12 protein-coding genes and 1 pseudogene are annotated in these 15141 nt (G+C 35.0%); 11 read left to right on the top strand and 2 right to left on the bottom strand.

Annotated elements, in window-relative coordinates; genetic code table 11:
- Positions 1 to 508 precede the first annotated feature (508 nt).
- The 5 genes from C406_RS0101510 to C406_RS0101530 all read left to right on the top strand — a co-directional run bounded on the left by C406_RS0101510 (position 509) and on the right by C406_RS0101530 (position 5635).
- Positions 509 to 1057: a hypothetical protein gene (locus C406_RS0101510; RefSeq protein ID WP_017378818.1), complete on the top strand. Its 549-nt coding sequence runs from the start codon at positions 509 to 511 to the stop codon at positions 1055 to 1057.
- Between the two features lie 1049 nt (positions 1058 to 2106).
- Positions 2107 to 2655 carry a hypothetical protein gene (locus tag C406_RS0101515; RefSeq protein ID WP_017378819.1) on the top strand — a complete coding sequence of 183 codons (549 nt, stop codon included), beginning with the start codon at positions 2107 to 2109 and terminating at the stop codon, positions 2653 to 2655.
- Between the two features lie 44 nt (positions 2656 to 2699).
- Complete coding sequence (locus tag C406_RS0101520) at positions 2700 to 3941, top strand: hypothetical protein (RefSeq protein WP_017378820.1); 1242 nt, start codon at positions 2700 to 2702, stop codon at positions 3939 to 3941.
- Positions 3942 to 4123: 182 nt separating this feature from the next.
- Positions 4124 to 4954, top strand: coding sequence for a hypothetical protein (locus tag C406_RS0101525; protein WP_017378821.1), 831 nt, complete (start codon positions 4124 to 4126; stop codon positions 4952 to 4954).
- Between the two features lie 51 nt (positions 4955 to 5005).
- On the top strand, positions 5006 to 5635 hold the full coding sequence (locus C406_RS0101530) for a hypothetical protein (protein WP_017378822.1): 630 nt from the start codon (positions 5006 to 5008) through the stop codon (positions 5633 to 5635).
- A gap of 602 nt (positions 5636 to 6237) precedes the next feature.
- Here C406_RS0101530 and C406_RS19175 read toward each other — a convergent pair.
- Positions 6238 to 6513 (bottom strand): annotated as a pseudogene (locus C406_RS19175) (helix-turn-helix domain-containing protein); the annotation flags it as partial.
- A gap of 119 nt (positions 6514 to 6632) precedes the next feature.
- The gene (locus C406_RS0101540; protein WP_017378824.1) at positions 6633 to 6848 is read right to left on the bottom strand and encodes a hypothetical protein; all 216 of its coding nucleotides are present in this window, start codon (positions 6846 to 6848) and stop codon (positions 6633 to 6635) included.
- Between the two features lie 717 nt (positions 6849 to 7565).
- Between C406_RS0101540 and C406_RS0101545 the strand changes: the two genes are divergently transcribed.
- From C406_RS0101545 to C406_RS0101570, 6 genes are all read left to right on the top strand, one after another.
- The gene (locus C406_RS0101545) at positions 7566 to 8651 is read left to right on the top strand and encodes an ABC transporter ATP-binding protein (RefSeq protein ID WP_017378825.1); all 1086 of its coding nucleotides are present in this window, start codon (positions 7566 to 7568) and stop codon (positions 8649 to 8651) included.
- 357 nt (positions 8652 to 9008) lie between these two features.
- The gene (locus tag C406_RS0101550) at positions 9009 to 9668 is read left to right on the top strand and encodes a DUF4867 family protein (RefSeq protein WP_017378826.1); all 660 of its coding nucleotides are present in this window, start codon (positions 9009 to 9011) and stop codon (positions 9666 to 9668) included.
- Between the two features lie 134 nt (positions 9669 to 9802).
- Positions 9803 to 11158: a sulfoquinovose isomerase gene (sftI, locus tag C406_RS0101555; RefSeq protein WP_237740490.1), complete on the top strand. Its 1356-nt coding sequence runs from the start codon at positions 9803 to 9805 to the stop codon at positions 11156 to 11158.
- A gap of 104 nt (positions 11159 to 11262) precedes the next feature.
- A complete protein-coding gene (locus C406_RS0101560) occupies positions 11263 to 12153 on the top strand; it encodes a class II fructose-bisphosphate aldolase (RefSeq protein ID WP_017378828.1) in 891 nt (296 codons plus the stop codon).
- 20 nt (positions 12154 to 12173) lie between these two features.
- Complete coding sequence (locus C406_RS0101565) at positions 12174 to 13607, top strand: aldehyde dehydrogenase family protein (RefSeq protein WP_017378829.1); 1434 nt, start codon at positions 12174 to 12176, stop codon at positions 13605 to 13607.
- A gap of 222 nt (positions 13608 to 13829) precedes the next feature.
- Positions 13830 to 15038, top strand: a complete 1209-nt coding sequence (locus tag C406_RS0101570) for a Gfo/Idh/MocA family protein (protein WP_017378830.1) — start codon at positions 13830 to 13832, stop codon at positions 15036 to 15038.
- Positions 15039 to 15141: the final 103 nt, after the last annotated feature.

A 15141-nucleotide genomic window follows, 5' to 3' on the forward strand; every position in this document is an offset into this window, starting at 1 on the left:
TGAGTTGACAATTTACATTTTATTAAAGCAAACTGGATTAAAAGTTAACGGTTGGAATGATGCTTCTTTCTGGTGGCCGATTATCGTTGCACCTAGTGAAACAATCCCTACGGTTTTTGCAAAGAAGACTATAAAGTGATTGTTTTGTAAGCGTCAAATAATACCTGCCTGTTAGATAGGTGGACATTATTGACGCTTATATATATATATTCTAATTAATATTTTAGTAAGCGACACTCTTCTGAAATAGTCTCTGACTAGGGTAGAAGCTGTTCAAGTCCGGAATCTTAAGCCGGATCCATTAACGGAAGTTGTTCAAATACATAGGTTAGGTAATTGAGTTGAAGAAGTCCCTTCTCCTTATCCGTCTTTATTATGCTGTATAAAGGCACTTGTTTGGGCTCCTTTTATCGAGCCATTTCCAGTGGATTTGGGCTTCTTATGAGAATGATATAAATAGAAATACATTTCCAGGGAATATTAAATATTGAGTAGGGGGGAAATCTTATTGACAGAATTATGGATTACTATTATCACTGCAGCTATAACAACGATAATAGTAAGTTGGATTGGTTATTTTTTTGGTCATTTAAAAGATAAAAAGATTGCAATTACTAAATATAGCGAAGAATCATTAAGAAAAATTTATATCCCAATTTACAAAATACTAATTCAGAATGTAGACCCTTTAGATGGTTACGAAGGTATTACAGGAAGCCAACATAACAGTATAAAAAAAATTGCAGATAATCATATAGAATTATGTGATCCTAAATTGGAGAGCTTAATTTGGAGGATCGAAGAAGATATAAGACATGAAGCGAGTGCGTTTAGTTATAATCAATATGATTTATTTGATCAAAATAGAAACCTTTTTAATTATGTTCTACATGCTTTTAATAAAACAAGAAGGAGCATAGGGTTGCCTTTTGATATTTTCTATGTATATCCCATTTTATACAAATTAAGATACTCCAATAGTTATCTAGATATTGTTTACAAAATTAGAAGGTTTAAGAGGAAATTAAAATCTACGAGGAAAAAGAAAATTAAGTAGTACCACAAGCAAACAGAATGATTATCAAAGTGTTTCAATTCTTAATGAAGAGCAAACTAGAACATATCTGCGCAGAAGAATAAGAGATCTAGTATATCATTTTTATAAAGGAAACCAATTGAATCAAGAGAAAAAAAGGGTTAGATGTATGTTGCAAGGAAAAAGTACAGAGTAGCAAAATACAAATGGCTAGAGTCATCATATGTTCACGGATAAGAACCGACTGCAGGATTTACGCTACAACGATAACCAAATAATGAAGAAAAGATTGTCCATCGAATCGGGCAATCTTTTTTGTATATGTTTACATAAGTATCATTTATAGGTATCGATAACCATCCTTTTATCATTGCTTAAAGAAACTTAAAATAGGTTATAACATTACCGGATTATTAAAACTCAAAATTGTATTAAAGGATTAAGTGTTGATGATGAAATTGAAAGAGTTGACTTTCTTGGTGATAACCACCGAATTACAATGCCAACGTTCGTCAAACATTGAAAGCGTTTCAGGATCAATTTTGAAGGTAAATAGACTAGATTGATTTATTGCGAAGAGATTCATAAAAAATTTAAAGGCAAAACGCAAGGAATCAACTGATTTATTAAGAGTTTCTGTTTGTTTAATTTTTGTGGTTTTGCTTTCTTCTATGATTTTCTTATTAGAGTCTTGATATTTTCTTACTTGGAGAATGTTAAATCTACTAGGAAGACTATTTCGCCTGTCAGATTTATTTGTAGTTTAAATAATAAAAAGATCGCCTGAATGAACAGAAGACCCAGTATTCTACCTTTTTTCGATTTCACAAAATCATATTTCCCGTTAAAATGATGAAAAAACCGTAAAATCAGCAAGGATAGCTGTCCAGAACGGCACCATACCCTATGAATAGATAGCATTTTAAAATAAAATTCCCACAATATATTGACTTAGTACCAAGTATATATTATATTTAAATTATAGATATAGTACTAAATTAATTTATATCTAATGTTTTTTTTAAGTACTATTACTGAATGCTAATTCAATAGTGAATGGAGAGGGAAAAATGAAAAAAGTAATTGATGGTGCTGTTTATAACACAGAAACGGCTAAAAAAATCTGTGAACAACAGATAAACGAAAATCATTATGAAAAAGGAGCTTATGTAAACCAACTAAAACAGCTTTATAAAACAAAAAATGGAAACTACTTCTTTTTCATTAAGAATGAGTTTCCCACTTACATTGATGTGAATAGTGATGATTTAAATCCGAAATTTGAACTCATGGATGTGGAAGAAAAGAAAATTATACCAGTTTCTTACGAATTAGCAGTTCAATTCGCAAGTGAAATATTTACATCTGATCCTGAATCGAAAAAAGTCCTTAGTAATTTTTTTCCCGAACTTATTCGGAATGAAAAGGATGAAAATAATAAGGTTCAAAAAAAAGTTTACATGTCTGAAAAAGCAAATTGGTATTTAGAAATGATGTTATACGAAAGCAAAGAAACAAACAGCAGCTTTATTGAAAAGCTCATTGTTGACAAATATCGAAGCCTTTATAAAAAAGGGGTTATGCAAAACGATCCCTATTATGAAATGGGCGATGAGTAATAATTATATTACAAGAGATGTTCTTGAAAAAAGGGGGGGCGGGATTGGCCGGACAACTAGTCGTAATGAATACAGACGGAATTGCTTTAACCTCGGACAGCACAGTTACAGTGAATGGGGAAAAACGGCAGAATTCAGCAAGCAAGTTATTTGGTTTTTCGAATGAACATACAATCGGTGTTATGGTATATGGCCCCGCCTCGATGTTTCAGACTCCTTGGGAAACGCTTATACAGGGCTACAAAAGCAAGCTATCTGAACCATTTGATACAGTAAACGAATATGCAGAAGACTTCTTGCAGTTTCTTGGTGAAAATGAATACCAGGATTTTATGGCTGAAGCAAATGAACTAGTCTATGCAGAAGCCTCCTTGTATTCCCTGTTAATGAAACTCTATAAAGATTTAACTACTATGAAAACTCGCTTATATAGTGAAGAGTATATGTTGCTGCCGCAAGGCGAATTCCAAAAAATATATTTACAACACGCAGAAGATTACCTGGACAATCAAATTCAACTAATGGATGACAAAGATTTTCCAATAGAATTTACCGCTTGCGATTATGAAGGTTTATCTGCAAAATATGCTGAAAAAATAACGAAAATGGTATTTCGTACATTCGAATTTCATCTCTACCGTATTGAATGGCTTGAAAAAATCATTCACCTGGCAAGTGTTTCCCTAATCAAAAAGTTCTTCAATAAATTATCAGGCGTTATTTTCACCGGGTATGGAACTAATGAAAGTTTTCCAACGATGTGCGTACTAAGCATTGATGGAAAACTTAATAATAAAATTAAATACCATATTCGAAACAGAACCATAAGTCACTCTACACCCGGAGCCATCTTCCCTTTTGGAGAAAGAGACACGCTAAAAATCTTTTTGACTGGCATTCGCGAAGAAATGATAAGTTCTATCGCACCATTTTTGAAAAAAGAAGTTAATCGGTTGTCCGCTATCTTGGCAGCCGAGTTAAAAGATCATCTTAAGGCAGAGAGTGATTCGGGTGTAATCGCAGCTGAGCTGTCAAATGCATTGATGCAAATACACCAGCAGTATCAGAAAGAACTGCCTCACTATGAGCGCAAAAAATTCAGCGACCCGATTGTAGGCTTTGTCGAATCTTTACCGGTAACAGAGCTGGCGTATCTCTCCGAATCTTTACTGAAAGCGGCAATTCTAAAAAAGAAACTCTCAAAATCTATAGAGATGGTCAGCGACCCTGTTGATGTAGCCATAATCACAAAAGACGAAGGGTTTAAATGGATCAAGAAAGAGTAAGCACTGATCATCCAAGACCCGAAAGATGCAGTGTGAATGAGCAAGGTCTATAAACCGAAAAAGGCCTGCAAGTAGTTTTAGGAGATAATTTCAGAAATCATTAAATGATACATTATACCTTTATTAGTCATTACAAATAATAGGTCTTTAGTGTATACTTCAGATAAAAGAGGAGGGGGAATATGAATAGTAAAATTAATGCATGGGCATTGAAGGAAATACCAGAAGATAAGAAGTTTCTTTTTTTAGCCTTAACTTTAATTTTAGCTTTCTTTTCAAATAATATTGCAAATAGAGGATTAAGTGAACTGATTAATTTTGTTAATCAACCAGCTTATCCATCTAACTATTCGTTCGGTATTTTCGGGATATTACTGATAATTCCTGCAGCACTACTCAGCGTATGGATTGTAAACAGGCTAGATAGTTTACAACATAGACTTTTAAATTCACGAATTGCCGATAAAATTTGGCTTATAACATATTCGTTCAAAAAGAACAGGGTCTATAAAAACAAGCTCAGTAAATCTAGTACTAGAAATTCAAATACTATGCAAGGATTCCAAGCTACCCCACAACGGCAGGCTCAGAAAAGCCAAGAGGAAACTGACTTTGCCAATAAGCAAAAATTGCAAGCTACTACACAATGGCAGGCACACATGAGGCAAGAAGAAGACTTCGCCAATAAGCAAAAACTACAAGCTGACACCCAACGGCAAGCACACAAAAGAAAAGAAGAAGTTGACTTTGCCAATAAGCAAAGATTACAAGCTGACGCACAACGGCTGGCTCAAAAAAAGCAAGAAGAAGCTGACTTCGCCAATAAGCAAAGATTACAGGATGAGGCAAGATGGCAGGCCAGAAAAAGACAAGAAGAAGCTGACTTTGCCAAGAGGCGCGCAATTGAACAGGCTCAATATAATAGCAAACTTCATCTTCAAGAAAAAATCAACAGAGCAAATGCAAAGCAACATGAGGCTAATGAAGCAGCGAAGAGAGCAAGAAACTTTTAATTATAAATTGCACATGATTGAACTGAAAACTAACTGAGAGCAGGGGATGAAATGATTAGAGAGAGCAAGATTTTTGAAAATGAAAGGTCTGAATATCAAAAAGTTGTCGATTACCAGGGCGTCTATCCAATGGGTACATTTATGCCTCAAGAAAAGCAGAAACTTCAACAAACATTTGTCCAAATGGTACCAACACCGAACACGGTCTTGATGTATAATTCGGTACGAGAAAATTTGGGGTATGCAGCGTTTGAAGACAGTTATAACGATGACCCAACAATCTATACCTTGTCTGGGATGAGTGCCGGCAGCATTGTTCAGCGCTTTTACAATGCAGACGCTCGCATCACCAACATGACTGGAGAATTTCTGGACACTGCTGGAATCTACATGACCAACCACACAATTCAATTAGTAGAACTCACCCAAGACAACGGAATCCATTACTATGTCTTAACAGGCGGCAAAGGGGCCATTGAAGCGAAAGCAGACGAATTGTATAACGCAAATATAATGCTGGCAGAGGGATTGCCTTTTCAATTAGAGAACGGAGAAATCAGTATTAACAGCATGTCGATTGTTGAATTAGCACTTGCTATGGCAAATGATACGATCGAAAATGGACAGTTAGGGACCCTATGCACTCACATGAGTTATTTGCTGTCGAGTCAGACCAAATGATTGACATGGCAGAAAGCACTAAGTGGCTTCCACTTCGAGACTTCGAAAACTGGACAAATGCGAAGCGATTGGGGATTGTTTTTAGGATTCAAACCTATTAATCCGAACTGTTATTAAACTACTTGAGAATTAGATTTGAGTCTTATATTCAAACCAGAACGCTTATATTTTCGCGAAAAAAAGAGCACTTCAACCAATTAAGGTGAAGTGCTCTTTGCTTTTGGGTTTATCCAGCGATTGTATTATGGTTTGGATTCATTTAAGAATCTGTGTTTTGTTTCTTCTTCTTATTAATAGAGGATTGTCTTACCTAATATTAAATGGTTGGTCGTCATTACAGATAGATCTTGATAGGAGTCAGAAGTTCTTCTATTAAATACAAGACGCACAGCTATGATAAAAATAAGTTAAGAGTGTAATGTGAATGTAGCAACTAATCTAAAATAGTTGATTGTGTTGCTCAATAATTGAAAGATTCATTAATTCATCGTTTACTGTTATTTAGTGGAATGTCTAAATTTATATCTTAAATATAATTTACTGAAATTTCTTCTTCTTTATACTATCTATTAATTTATAAAGTTTTATTCTTATGTTTCAAATCACTTACGTTCCAAATAGCGATAAATGGTTGTTCGAGAAACACCCCATCTATCTGCCACATCTTTGATGGGAGTACCCCCATCAATAAGATTCTTCATCATTTCAATATCTTTCACTCCGCATTTCTCAGGACGTCCACCAAGTCGCCCCCGTGCTTTAGCTGCCACTCTTCCTGCAGCAGAACGTTCTTGAATAAGATTTCGTTCAAACTCAGCAAATGCCGCAAAGAGATGGAACATTAGCTGTCCGGTGGCATTGCCACGATCCATAGGGAGCTGCCCTTTAAATCACCTAGAGAATTGCAACTTATTACTATATTTAAACATTAAAAAACTCAGTTCCACGTTGAAGCGACTGAGTTTAGTGTATACGTATTCAAATTTAAATTCAGGAATTAAGGTAAATCCTTTTCAATTGCTACTAATTTGTCGTTGATATAGCTTGCATCCTCGAAATCAGTATCAGTAACAACCGTTGCCACTGCAGCGAGGTTTTCTGTAATCCTTTTAAAAGTATCAGTATTTGTCTTTGTAGGAACGAGCTTTTTTACTTCATTTGAAATTGAGTTTAACCTTGTATTAAAACTTTTTAAATCAGCTTCATGTAACATAGAATTAATGCCCCCTTATTTGTATGCTCCTATTAATAATACCACTAGTATAAATACATTCTCAAGATGCTTACATTATTCTGTATTTCCTTAACCTTAAACACTGTTGCAAGCCAAATCTATATTGTCATTTTGATTACTCTTCGCCATTCAAAAAAGAATCTGTAGTTTTAATTAAGCCATGAATTACCTAAGCTATTTTGGATTGTGTCTACCAAGTCAAATTAAGATTCAACCTTGTGTTTTACAAAGAAGATCTGAGTATCGATTATCTGGTATTGTAATTAAGAATTCATTTCCCTTCAAAAAGATACTTCCTTATTTGTAAGAATAAATTTTGACAAAATAGAGGAAAATCTCTTTTATTTTAAAAAAATTTTATAGAAGATAATTTATTTTGGGTTTCTATCTTCCTTATTTCTACTAATTTCTCTATATCGCATATCAAAATATTCTCCTCTGTATACTTTAAGGTGTGAGTATTAAGGATATTACTGACTAAAATATATTGAATATTTAATAAATTTATGTTTTAATAATTTGTAGGTTGGGTCACCCAATCAGTAGTTGAGGGTTTAATAATTTTCTGAAATGAAATGAAATGAAATAAAATAAAAGGAAAGGAGGAATCTAACTAGGTGTGAAAAAGTCAATCTACTTGTTCTAACAGATGAAAAACATGGCGTATTCAAAATATATGTAAAGGTAGTGGATAAAATGGCGAATCTAGTATTAGAAAATATATCAAAAGTTTATGATAAGAGTGTCTCAGCTGTCTCGAATTTCAATTTAGAAGTTGAAGACAAAGAATTTATTGTCTTTGTTGGCCCTTCAGGTTGTGGGAAGTCTACTACATTACGCATGATTGCAGGTCTGGAAGATATTTCTTCAGGAGATTTCTATATTGATGGTAAGAGAATGAACGATGTGGCACCAAAAGAACGGGATATTGCAATGGTTTTCCAAAACTATGCATTATACCCGCATATGACTGTATATGAAAATATGGCGTTTGGATTAAAATTACGTAAATTTCCGAAGGAAGAAATAAAAGAACGTGTACAAAACGCTGCAGAAATATTAGGTTTAGAAGCTTACTTGAATCGTAAACCGAAAGCATTATCAGGCGGTCAACGTCAACGTGTAGCGCTTGGAAGAGCTATCGTTCGAGATGCAAAACTATTTTTAATGGATGAACCTTTATCAAATCTTGATTCCAAGTTACGTGTACAAATGCGTGCTGAAATAGCAAAATTACATCAACGTCTTAAGACAACAACGATTTATGTTACACATGATCAAACTGAGGCAATGACAATGGCTACTCGTATTGTCATTATGAAAGACGGACTAGTCTTACAAATTGGCACACCTAAAGAAGTATATGATAAACCTGATAACGTTTTTGTAGGAGGATTCATAGGTTCACCTTCTATGAATTTCTTCAAAGGAAAATTGGTTTATGGCATGTTCGTAATTGGGAATACTTCACTAAAAGTTCCAGAATCACATCTATCGTATTTAAAAAATCAAGGATATGATGGAAAAGAATTAATTTTAGGTATTCGACCGGAACATATTAGCAATGAAGCTTCAGATGGGCACCAGACTTTAAACTTGAAAGTAGATGTATCTGAACTTACGGGAGCTGAATTAATGGTGTACTCTACCATCCAAGGACAAGATTTTGTGGCTCGTTTAGACTCTAGTAACCCCGTTCAACCAGGGAATGATATTGACCTATCGTTTAATTTAGAAAGAGGACATTTCTTTGATCGGGATAGTGAACTACGAATTAAGTAAATGACTATGAATGCATTATTCAAATGGATCATATTTTGATACGATGGGCTAAAAAATGAGAACGTTTTATTTAAGCTAAAGAAAGTATTGATTTATTAGAATATTTAAAATAATATTACACCAAACCGCAAGAACGCTAGAATTTTCTAAATCTAGTGAACATCCCACTTATATTAAGAAAAGGCTTGGTAATATGTATCTTTTGATTTGATATTCACTCTTTTATCTTTTTCATGTTGAAATTAACATAGTTCTCTAATTTAAGTTGATAGGAAAAGCTTTATTTATTTCTACAATTTATAGTGAATGACCTAGACGATGTCTTTTTAACCACTTACAACTTAAAGGGGGATTTACGTGCTTGACTTATTGAAACAGCTTAATCCGGGACTTACTTTAGCAGATGTTGGAGAAAAATCATTTATGAGATATGGAAGAGTACTTGATAATTCTGATTTCGTTGAGGTAGAAAAATTGATGGAGGAAACAAAAATTCCAACCGACGGGAATGAGTATGTTCCATCTGTTGAGTCGTTGGAAGCAGGGATATTTAAACCATCAGTGGAAAAATTACATTTCGGAGGAATGAGCATACAAATCGGTTATTGTAATGGGAAAAATTCAAGCCTGAATGGATTAGAATATCATAAGGGAAGTGAAATCAATGTAGCCATTACAGATTTCGTATTAATGTTGGGGCATGTCAATGACATTGAAAGCGAAAAATATTCAGTTGATGAGTTAGAATGCTTTTTTGTTCCAAAAGGAACAGCAATTGAGATGTTTCAAACAACGTTGCACTTAGCTCCATGCAAGGTATCAGATACTGGTTTTAAATGTGTTGTAATTTTGCCATTAGGTACCAATACACCTCTATTAGAAGAAGAGAAAGGTCATGATAAGTTTTTATTTATGAGAAACAAATGGTTACTGTCACATCCTGAAAATGAAAGATTCATGTCGATGGGAGCCAAGGCTGGAATAATTGGTCCAAATATAAGTGTAATATATAAATAATATTTTTTCTAATAAGCACCTTCACTGAATTTAGATGAAAGAGGATGATGTGAGAATTAAAAGGTAGTTATGTATTTTAAAACATCACTATGTATGTTATTGTCTAAGTAGTGACAATATTCAAAAAACGGGGGGTGACCGATTTGTTAGAAACGAAAGTACTTTATTTGCCAATAGGAAGAAAAACATTTGACTTAGTAGCAGGAGAGGAAAAAAGAGAAGAGAGTTCTTCATTTCTTAATAGTATCGTAAAGGAAGTTGTAGAACCTGAAAATATCATTACTTCACCTGAAGAGTTGGAAGCTTTTTTATCAACTGTGGATTGTGATTCCATCGTAACAACTATTTATCAGAGTGTAACGTTTGCAGACGGAGAATTTATTCTATCTGTCATTAGTAGAGTAAAAGCACCTGTAGTCGTTTGGTCGGTAAGAGAGCCAAGCGTTGGGGGAAGGTTAAGATTAAACTCATTGACAGGCGGAAACAGTACTAGTCATACTCTTCGCTCTGAAAATCACTCATATTCATTTGTCTTTGGTAATGCACCTGAAGCTCAAGTTCAAAATACTATAAAGGTAAAATTATCTGTACATCAGGTCGTTCAGAAATTACAACTCTTGAAAATTGGTGTTATAGGAAAGCATCCACCGGGTTTTTTCTTTTCGGATACTAATGACGAATTATTACATAAAAAATTAGGTCCTACTGTTTCTTACTTCGACCTTCAGAATGCTTTTGAAGAATGTGTTAAACTACCTCGTTCAAGGTGGGAAGGGATGATAGAACGTGCTGAGAAGCAGGTAATCGGATTAAATAGAAGTGATGAAACTGTGAAGAAATTCGCTCAATTTTCTACTTATGTTAAAGAAATGATTGAACAAGAGGGGATTACTGCAATTGCAGTTAGATGCTGGCCTGACTTTTTCAATGAGCTTGGTGCGGCCGCGTGTTCAACATTATCTCAATTTACAGAGGATGGGATTGTTTCATCTTGTGAGTCTGATATTCACGGATCTATTTCGATGTTCATTCTTAGGGAGTTATCCCATGGAAGTGCACCATACCTTGGTGATATGGTGCATATAAATGAAGCCAGTAACTCTGCTGTATTCTGGCACTGTGGCGCAGGAGCTTACTCATTAGCTCACCCTGAAACTGGAGCTAAAGTTGGTGTTCATCCGAATAGAAAACTAGGATTTACTATGGAGTTCGGATTAAAACCCGGTCCAGTAACGTTGTTTAGGTTAGGTTATACAAAGGCTGATGGATATCGATTACTTGTTATGCGTGGCCAAGCCTTAGACACACCTCAACGCTTTAATGGAACATCGGTTGAAGTGAAATTAGAAACAGTAGTAAATGAAACATTATATAAATTGATGGAGGAGGGTTTTGAACCACATTATGCAATTGTTTATGATGATGTAGTAGAAGAGTTAATTGAACTTGGACGTCAACTCAGCATTGAAACCACCGTATTCATAAATTGAAAGGAGGCTTAAGGTTACACTGGTTCGAGGGAATTTCGTTAATTTAATAGAATTAGAGAGTGAATAAAAAATATTTTGTTTTAAAATAGAGAGGAGATATAATTATGCCATTTATTAGTGGGAAAGAAATGCTTGATCATGCTCGTCAATACGGATATGGGGTGGGAGCATTTAGCGCTCATAACGCTGAAACTATTCAGGCTATAATTGAAGCAGCTGAGGAAGAGCAATCACCAATTATGATTCAAGTCGGTCAAAAGGTAATTAATACGATTGGGTTAGCGCCGATGAAAGTACTTATTGATTCATTAGAAAAAAATAGTACAATCCCCATCGCTATTCATCTTGATCACAGTCGTCAATTTAATCAAACGATGGAAGCAATTCAACTAGGTTTTCAATCGGTCATGTTTGATGGCTCATCTCTAACTTTTGCCGAAAATATTGCTATCACAAAGCAGGTTGTGGCAGTTGCTAGAGCTTTAGGCATTGGTAGTGAAGGAGAAATTGGTAAGATAGGAGGGACCGAAGACGATATTACAGTTGATGAGAAAGATGCACTTATCACAACTACAGAAGAGGCCATTGCTTTTGTAGAAGCGACTGATGTCGACTATTTGGCGGTATCGATTGGAACTGCCCATGGGATCTACCAGGAAACACCTAACCTACGTTTTGAACGTTTAAAGGAAATCTCAGACGCTGTAGATAGACCGATTGTTTTACATGGTGGATCAGATGTTCCAGATGAGCAAGTACAGCGTGCCATTGCTTTAGGTGTGGCAAAAATTAACGTAGATACTGAACTCCGTCAAGCATTTACAAGAGGTGTTCAAGACGCATTTCATAATAATATTGATAACATTGTCCTTGCAGATACACTAGGTTCTGGCAAAGAGAAAATGAAAAAAAAGGTCCAAGAGAAGATTAGAGTTTTCGGTAGTAACGGTAGAGCAAGTGCACTAATTGAAAGTAAAAAGGTAGTAACGATATAATCTTAAGGAGTGGATGGATATTGGGAACGACAGTTAAAACGCCAACGTATGGTTTGTTTATTAACGGAGAATGGCGAGAGAAGGCCAATACTTTTGATGTACTAAATAAGTATAACAATGAAGTTATAGCTAGAGCTTCTTACGCAAATGAACAGGACGTTACTGACGCAGTAAAAGCTGCAAAAGATTCCTTAAAAACAGTGTTTCCTCCTTACGCTCGTTATGAAATTTTAAAAAGAGTGGCTGAAGAGCTAATAAAGCGTAAACAGGAAATTGGAGAAATTCTTGCTGAAGAGGTTGGAAAGCCAATAGCCGAAGCAATAGGAGAAGTCGAAAGGGCTGCTCAAACACTAGAGATTTCGGCAGAAGAATCTAAGCGCATCCATGGCCAGGGAATTCCAGTAGAGGCAGCGCCGGGTTCAGAAAACCGTCAAGCTTTTACCAAACGTGTCCCTGTTGGAGTTGTTGCGGCAATAACACCATTTAATGTTCCTTTAAACTTAATATGTCATAAAGTTGGTCCGGCGCTTGCAGCAGGAAATAGTGTTGTATTAAAACCAGCAAAAGTTACTTCAGTTTCTGCCATTATTCTGACGGAAATCTTTGAAGAGGTAGGCTTGCCGTCGGGAAGATTAAATCTCGTTACTGGTAATGGCTCTGAAACTGGAGAATGGTTGTTAAAAAATCAAGATGTTAATATGTATACATTTACAGGCAGTCCAAGTGTAGGAAAGCTCATTCGCGAAAAAGCTGGACTAAGAAAAGTAGCATTAGAGCTAGGTAGTAATTCAGCAACAATTGTCCATAAGGACGCAAATATTGAACAAGCAGCAACACTGACAGCTCAAAAAAGTTTCAATAATGCGGGTCAAGTGTGTATTTCTGTTCAACGCGTCTATATTCATAAAAATATTTTTGAAGAATTTATGAATAAGATGAAAGCGGTAACAAACTCGCTTGTAGTCGGCGATCCAAAAGACCCCTCTACCAATATTGGACCTATGATATCAGAAAAAGAAGCTATTAGAGTAGAACAATGGGTTAATGAAGCTGTTTCTCAAGGAGCAAAAGTTGAAACTGGTGGATACCGTGAGGGTGTTTTTTATAAACCAACAATTCTTTCTAATGTTACCGATGATATGAATATTTGTCGGCAAGAAATATTTGGTCCAGTAGTTACTGTTGATACTTATAGCGATGAAGATGAAGTAATCGATCGGGTGAATGATTCTGATTTCGGACTGCAAGCAGGACTCTTTACTAATAGCTTAGCGTTCGCCATGAAAGCGGCGAATTTAATTGAAGTTGGTGGTTTAATTATAAATGATACTTCTGGTTATCGCGTAGATCAAATGCCTTATGGTGGTGTGAAACAAAGTGGAACTGGTAAAGAAGGTCCAAAATATGCTATAGAGGAAATGACAGAAGAAAGAATCATAGTATTGAATCTTTAGAGATGAAAAGGGGTTCAATTTATTGGTCACATGTATAGGAAAGAAGATAATTAACAAAGAGGGTGCTTATATCAGAAATAAAAAAGATATTAAGGCTCTAAAATGCTACTGTTATTAATTAAGTAATATTGTAAGCGCATTCTTATCAATTTAAAAGATAGTAATGTTCCTATCTAAGTTACTAATATTGTGTCAAAAATCTATTTTGGACAGGAGAAAAAAATGACTAAAGAATTAAAAACAAAATATATTTCGAATAATCCGAAATTTGATTATTTGCCAGATAGTGATCGGTATCTTACTAACTCAGAGCAGCCCAAATACCGTTTTAATATAATCGGTTGTGGCAATATGGGGATTGAACATATGAGGGTTACGATGTTAGAAGGAAGAGCAACAATTCATGGAGTATATGATCCCAATCCTAAGAGTATAGATCAGGTCAAAAAACAATTTGCTAGTATTTCTCCTGAAAGTAACCTTGTGGAATATGAAACACTGACGGATGCTTGTAATGACACAGATGTTGATGGTCTGATTATTTGTACGCCAAACTATACACACATTGATATTGTTAGAGAAGCTATTAAATCCGGCAAACATATTATGCTGGAGAAGCCAATGACGACAAATCTTGAAGATGCTTACGAAGTTGTTCAAATTGCAAAAGATTACAAGTCGATCTTTCAAATAGGTTTACAGTATCGATATAAAGCGATCTATGACGAAGCAATCCATGAAGCTCTTGAACGAAAATCTCTTGGGGATATTAAGACGATTAGTATTATGGAACATAGAGTTCCATTTTTAGATAAGGTAAAGCAGTGGAATAAATTTTCAAAATATTCAGGAGGTACGTTAGTAGAGAAATGCTGTCACTATTTTGATTTAATGAATTTATTTGCACAAGCCAAACCAGTTAAAGTTTATGCAAGCGGAAGTATGGCAGTTAATTTTGCTGATTTCGAATATGATGGTGAAAAATCAGACATTATCGATAATGCGTTTGTTACTGTCTTGTATGATAACGGAATAAGTGCCAACTTTAATTTATGTATGTTTTCTCCAATGTTTTATGAGGAATTGGTAATTTGCGGAGACAAGGGGCGTTTGAAAGCATCAGAAAATGAAGATTTTCTTTCTGCCAAACGACCGAGAAACCATTTGGAAATTTTACGAGGTGAAAATAAGCCATCAAAAATTACTACTCCATGTTATCCTGCGTACATTGAGGAAAGTGGTCATGGTGGGGGTACTTACTACGAGCATGTACATTTTGTTGATAATATTGATGGAGCAAATACACCCACGCCTTCAATAGAAGAAGGATTCTGGTCTGTTGTTGTTGGAATAGCAGCAGAAGAATCACTGAAACAAGGAAAAGCTGTTTTAATTGAAGATTTATTAAGAAAAAAAGAAATGCAAATTTAAATTTCAACTGTTTTAAAGAGATATATACCTTAAGCCGTTCCTTCTTTAGTGTGCAGTGGATCGGTATTAAATTTAAATTTTTTAATGTTTTTGTTGGTGTTCA

The organism is Paenisporosarcina sp. TG-14, assembly GCF_000297555.1.
Taxonomy (GTDB): domain Bacteria; phylum Bacillota; class Bacilli; order Bacillales_A; family Planococcaceae; genus Paenisporosarcina; species Paenisporosarcina antarctica.

What these genes read in the sequence shown, in the direction of transcription:
- C406_RS0101570 (WP_017378830.1), top strand. Translation starts at nt 13,830, where the DNA reads ATGACTAAAGAATTAAAAACAAAATATATTTCGAATAATCCGAAATTT.
- C406_RS0101525 (WP_017378821.1), top strand. Translation starts at nt 4,124, where the DNA reads ATGAATAGTAAAATTAATGCATGGGCATTGAAGGAAATACCAGAAGAT.
- C406_RS0101545 (WP_017378825.1), top strand. Translation starts at nt 7,566, where the DNA reads ATGGCGAATCTAGTATTAGAAAATATATCAAAAGTTTATGATAAGAGT.
- C406_RS0101515 (WP_017378819.1), top strand. Translation starts at nt 2,107, where the DNA reads ATGAAAAAAGTAATTGATGGTGCTGTTTATAACACAGAAACGGCTAAA.
- C406_RS0101560 (WP_017378828.1), top strand. Translation starts at nt 11,263, where the DNA reads ATGCCATTTATTAGTGGGAAAGAAATGCTTGATCATGCTCGTCAATAC.
- C406_RS0101530 (WP_017378822.1), top strand. Translation starts at nt 5,006, where the DNA reads ATGATTAGAGAGAGCAAGATTTTTGAAAATGAAAGGTCTGAATATCAA.
- C406_RS0101540 (WP_017378824.1), bottom strand. Translation starts at nt 6,848, where the DNA reads ATGTTACATGAAGCTGATTTAAAAAGTTTTAATACAAGGTTAAACTCA.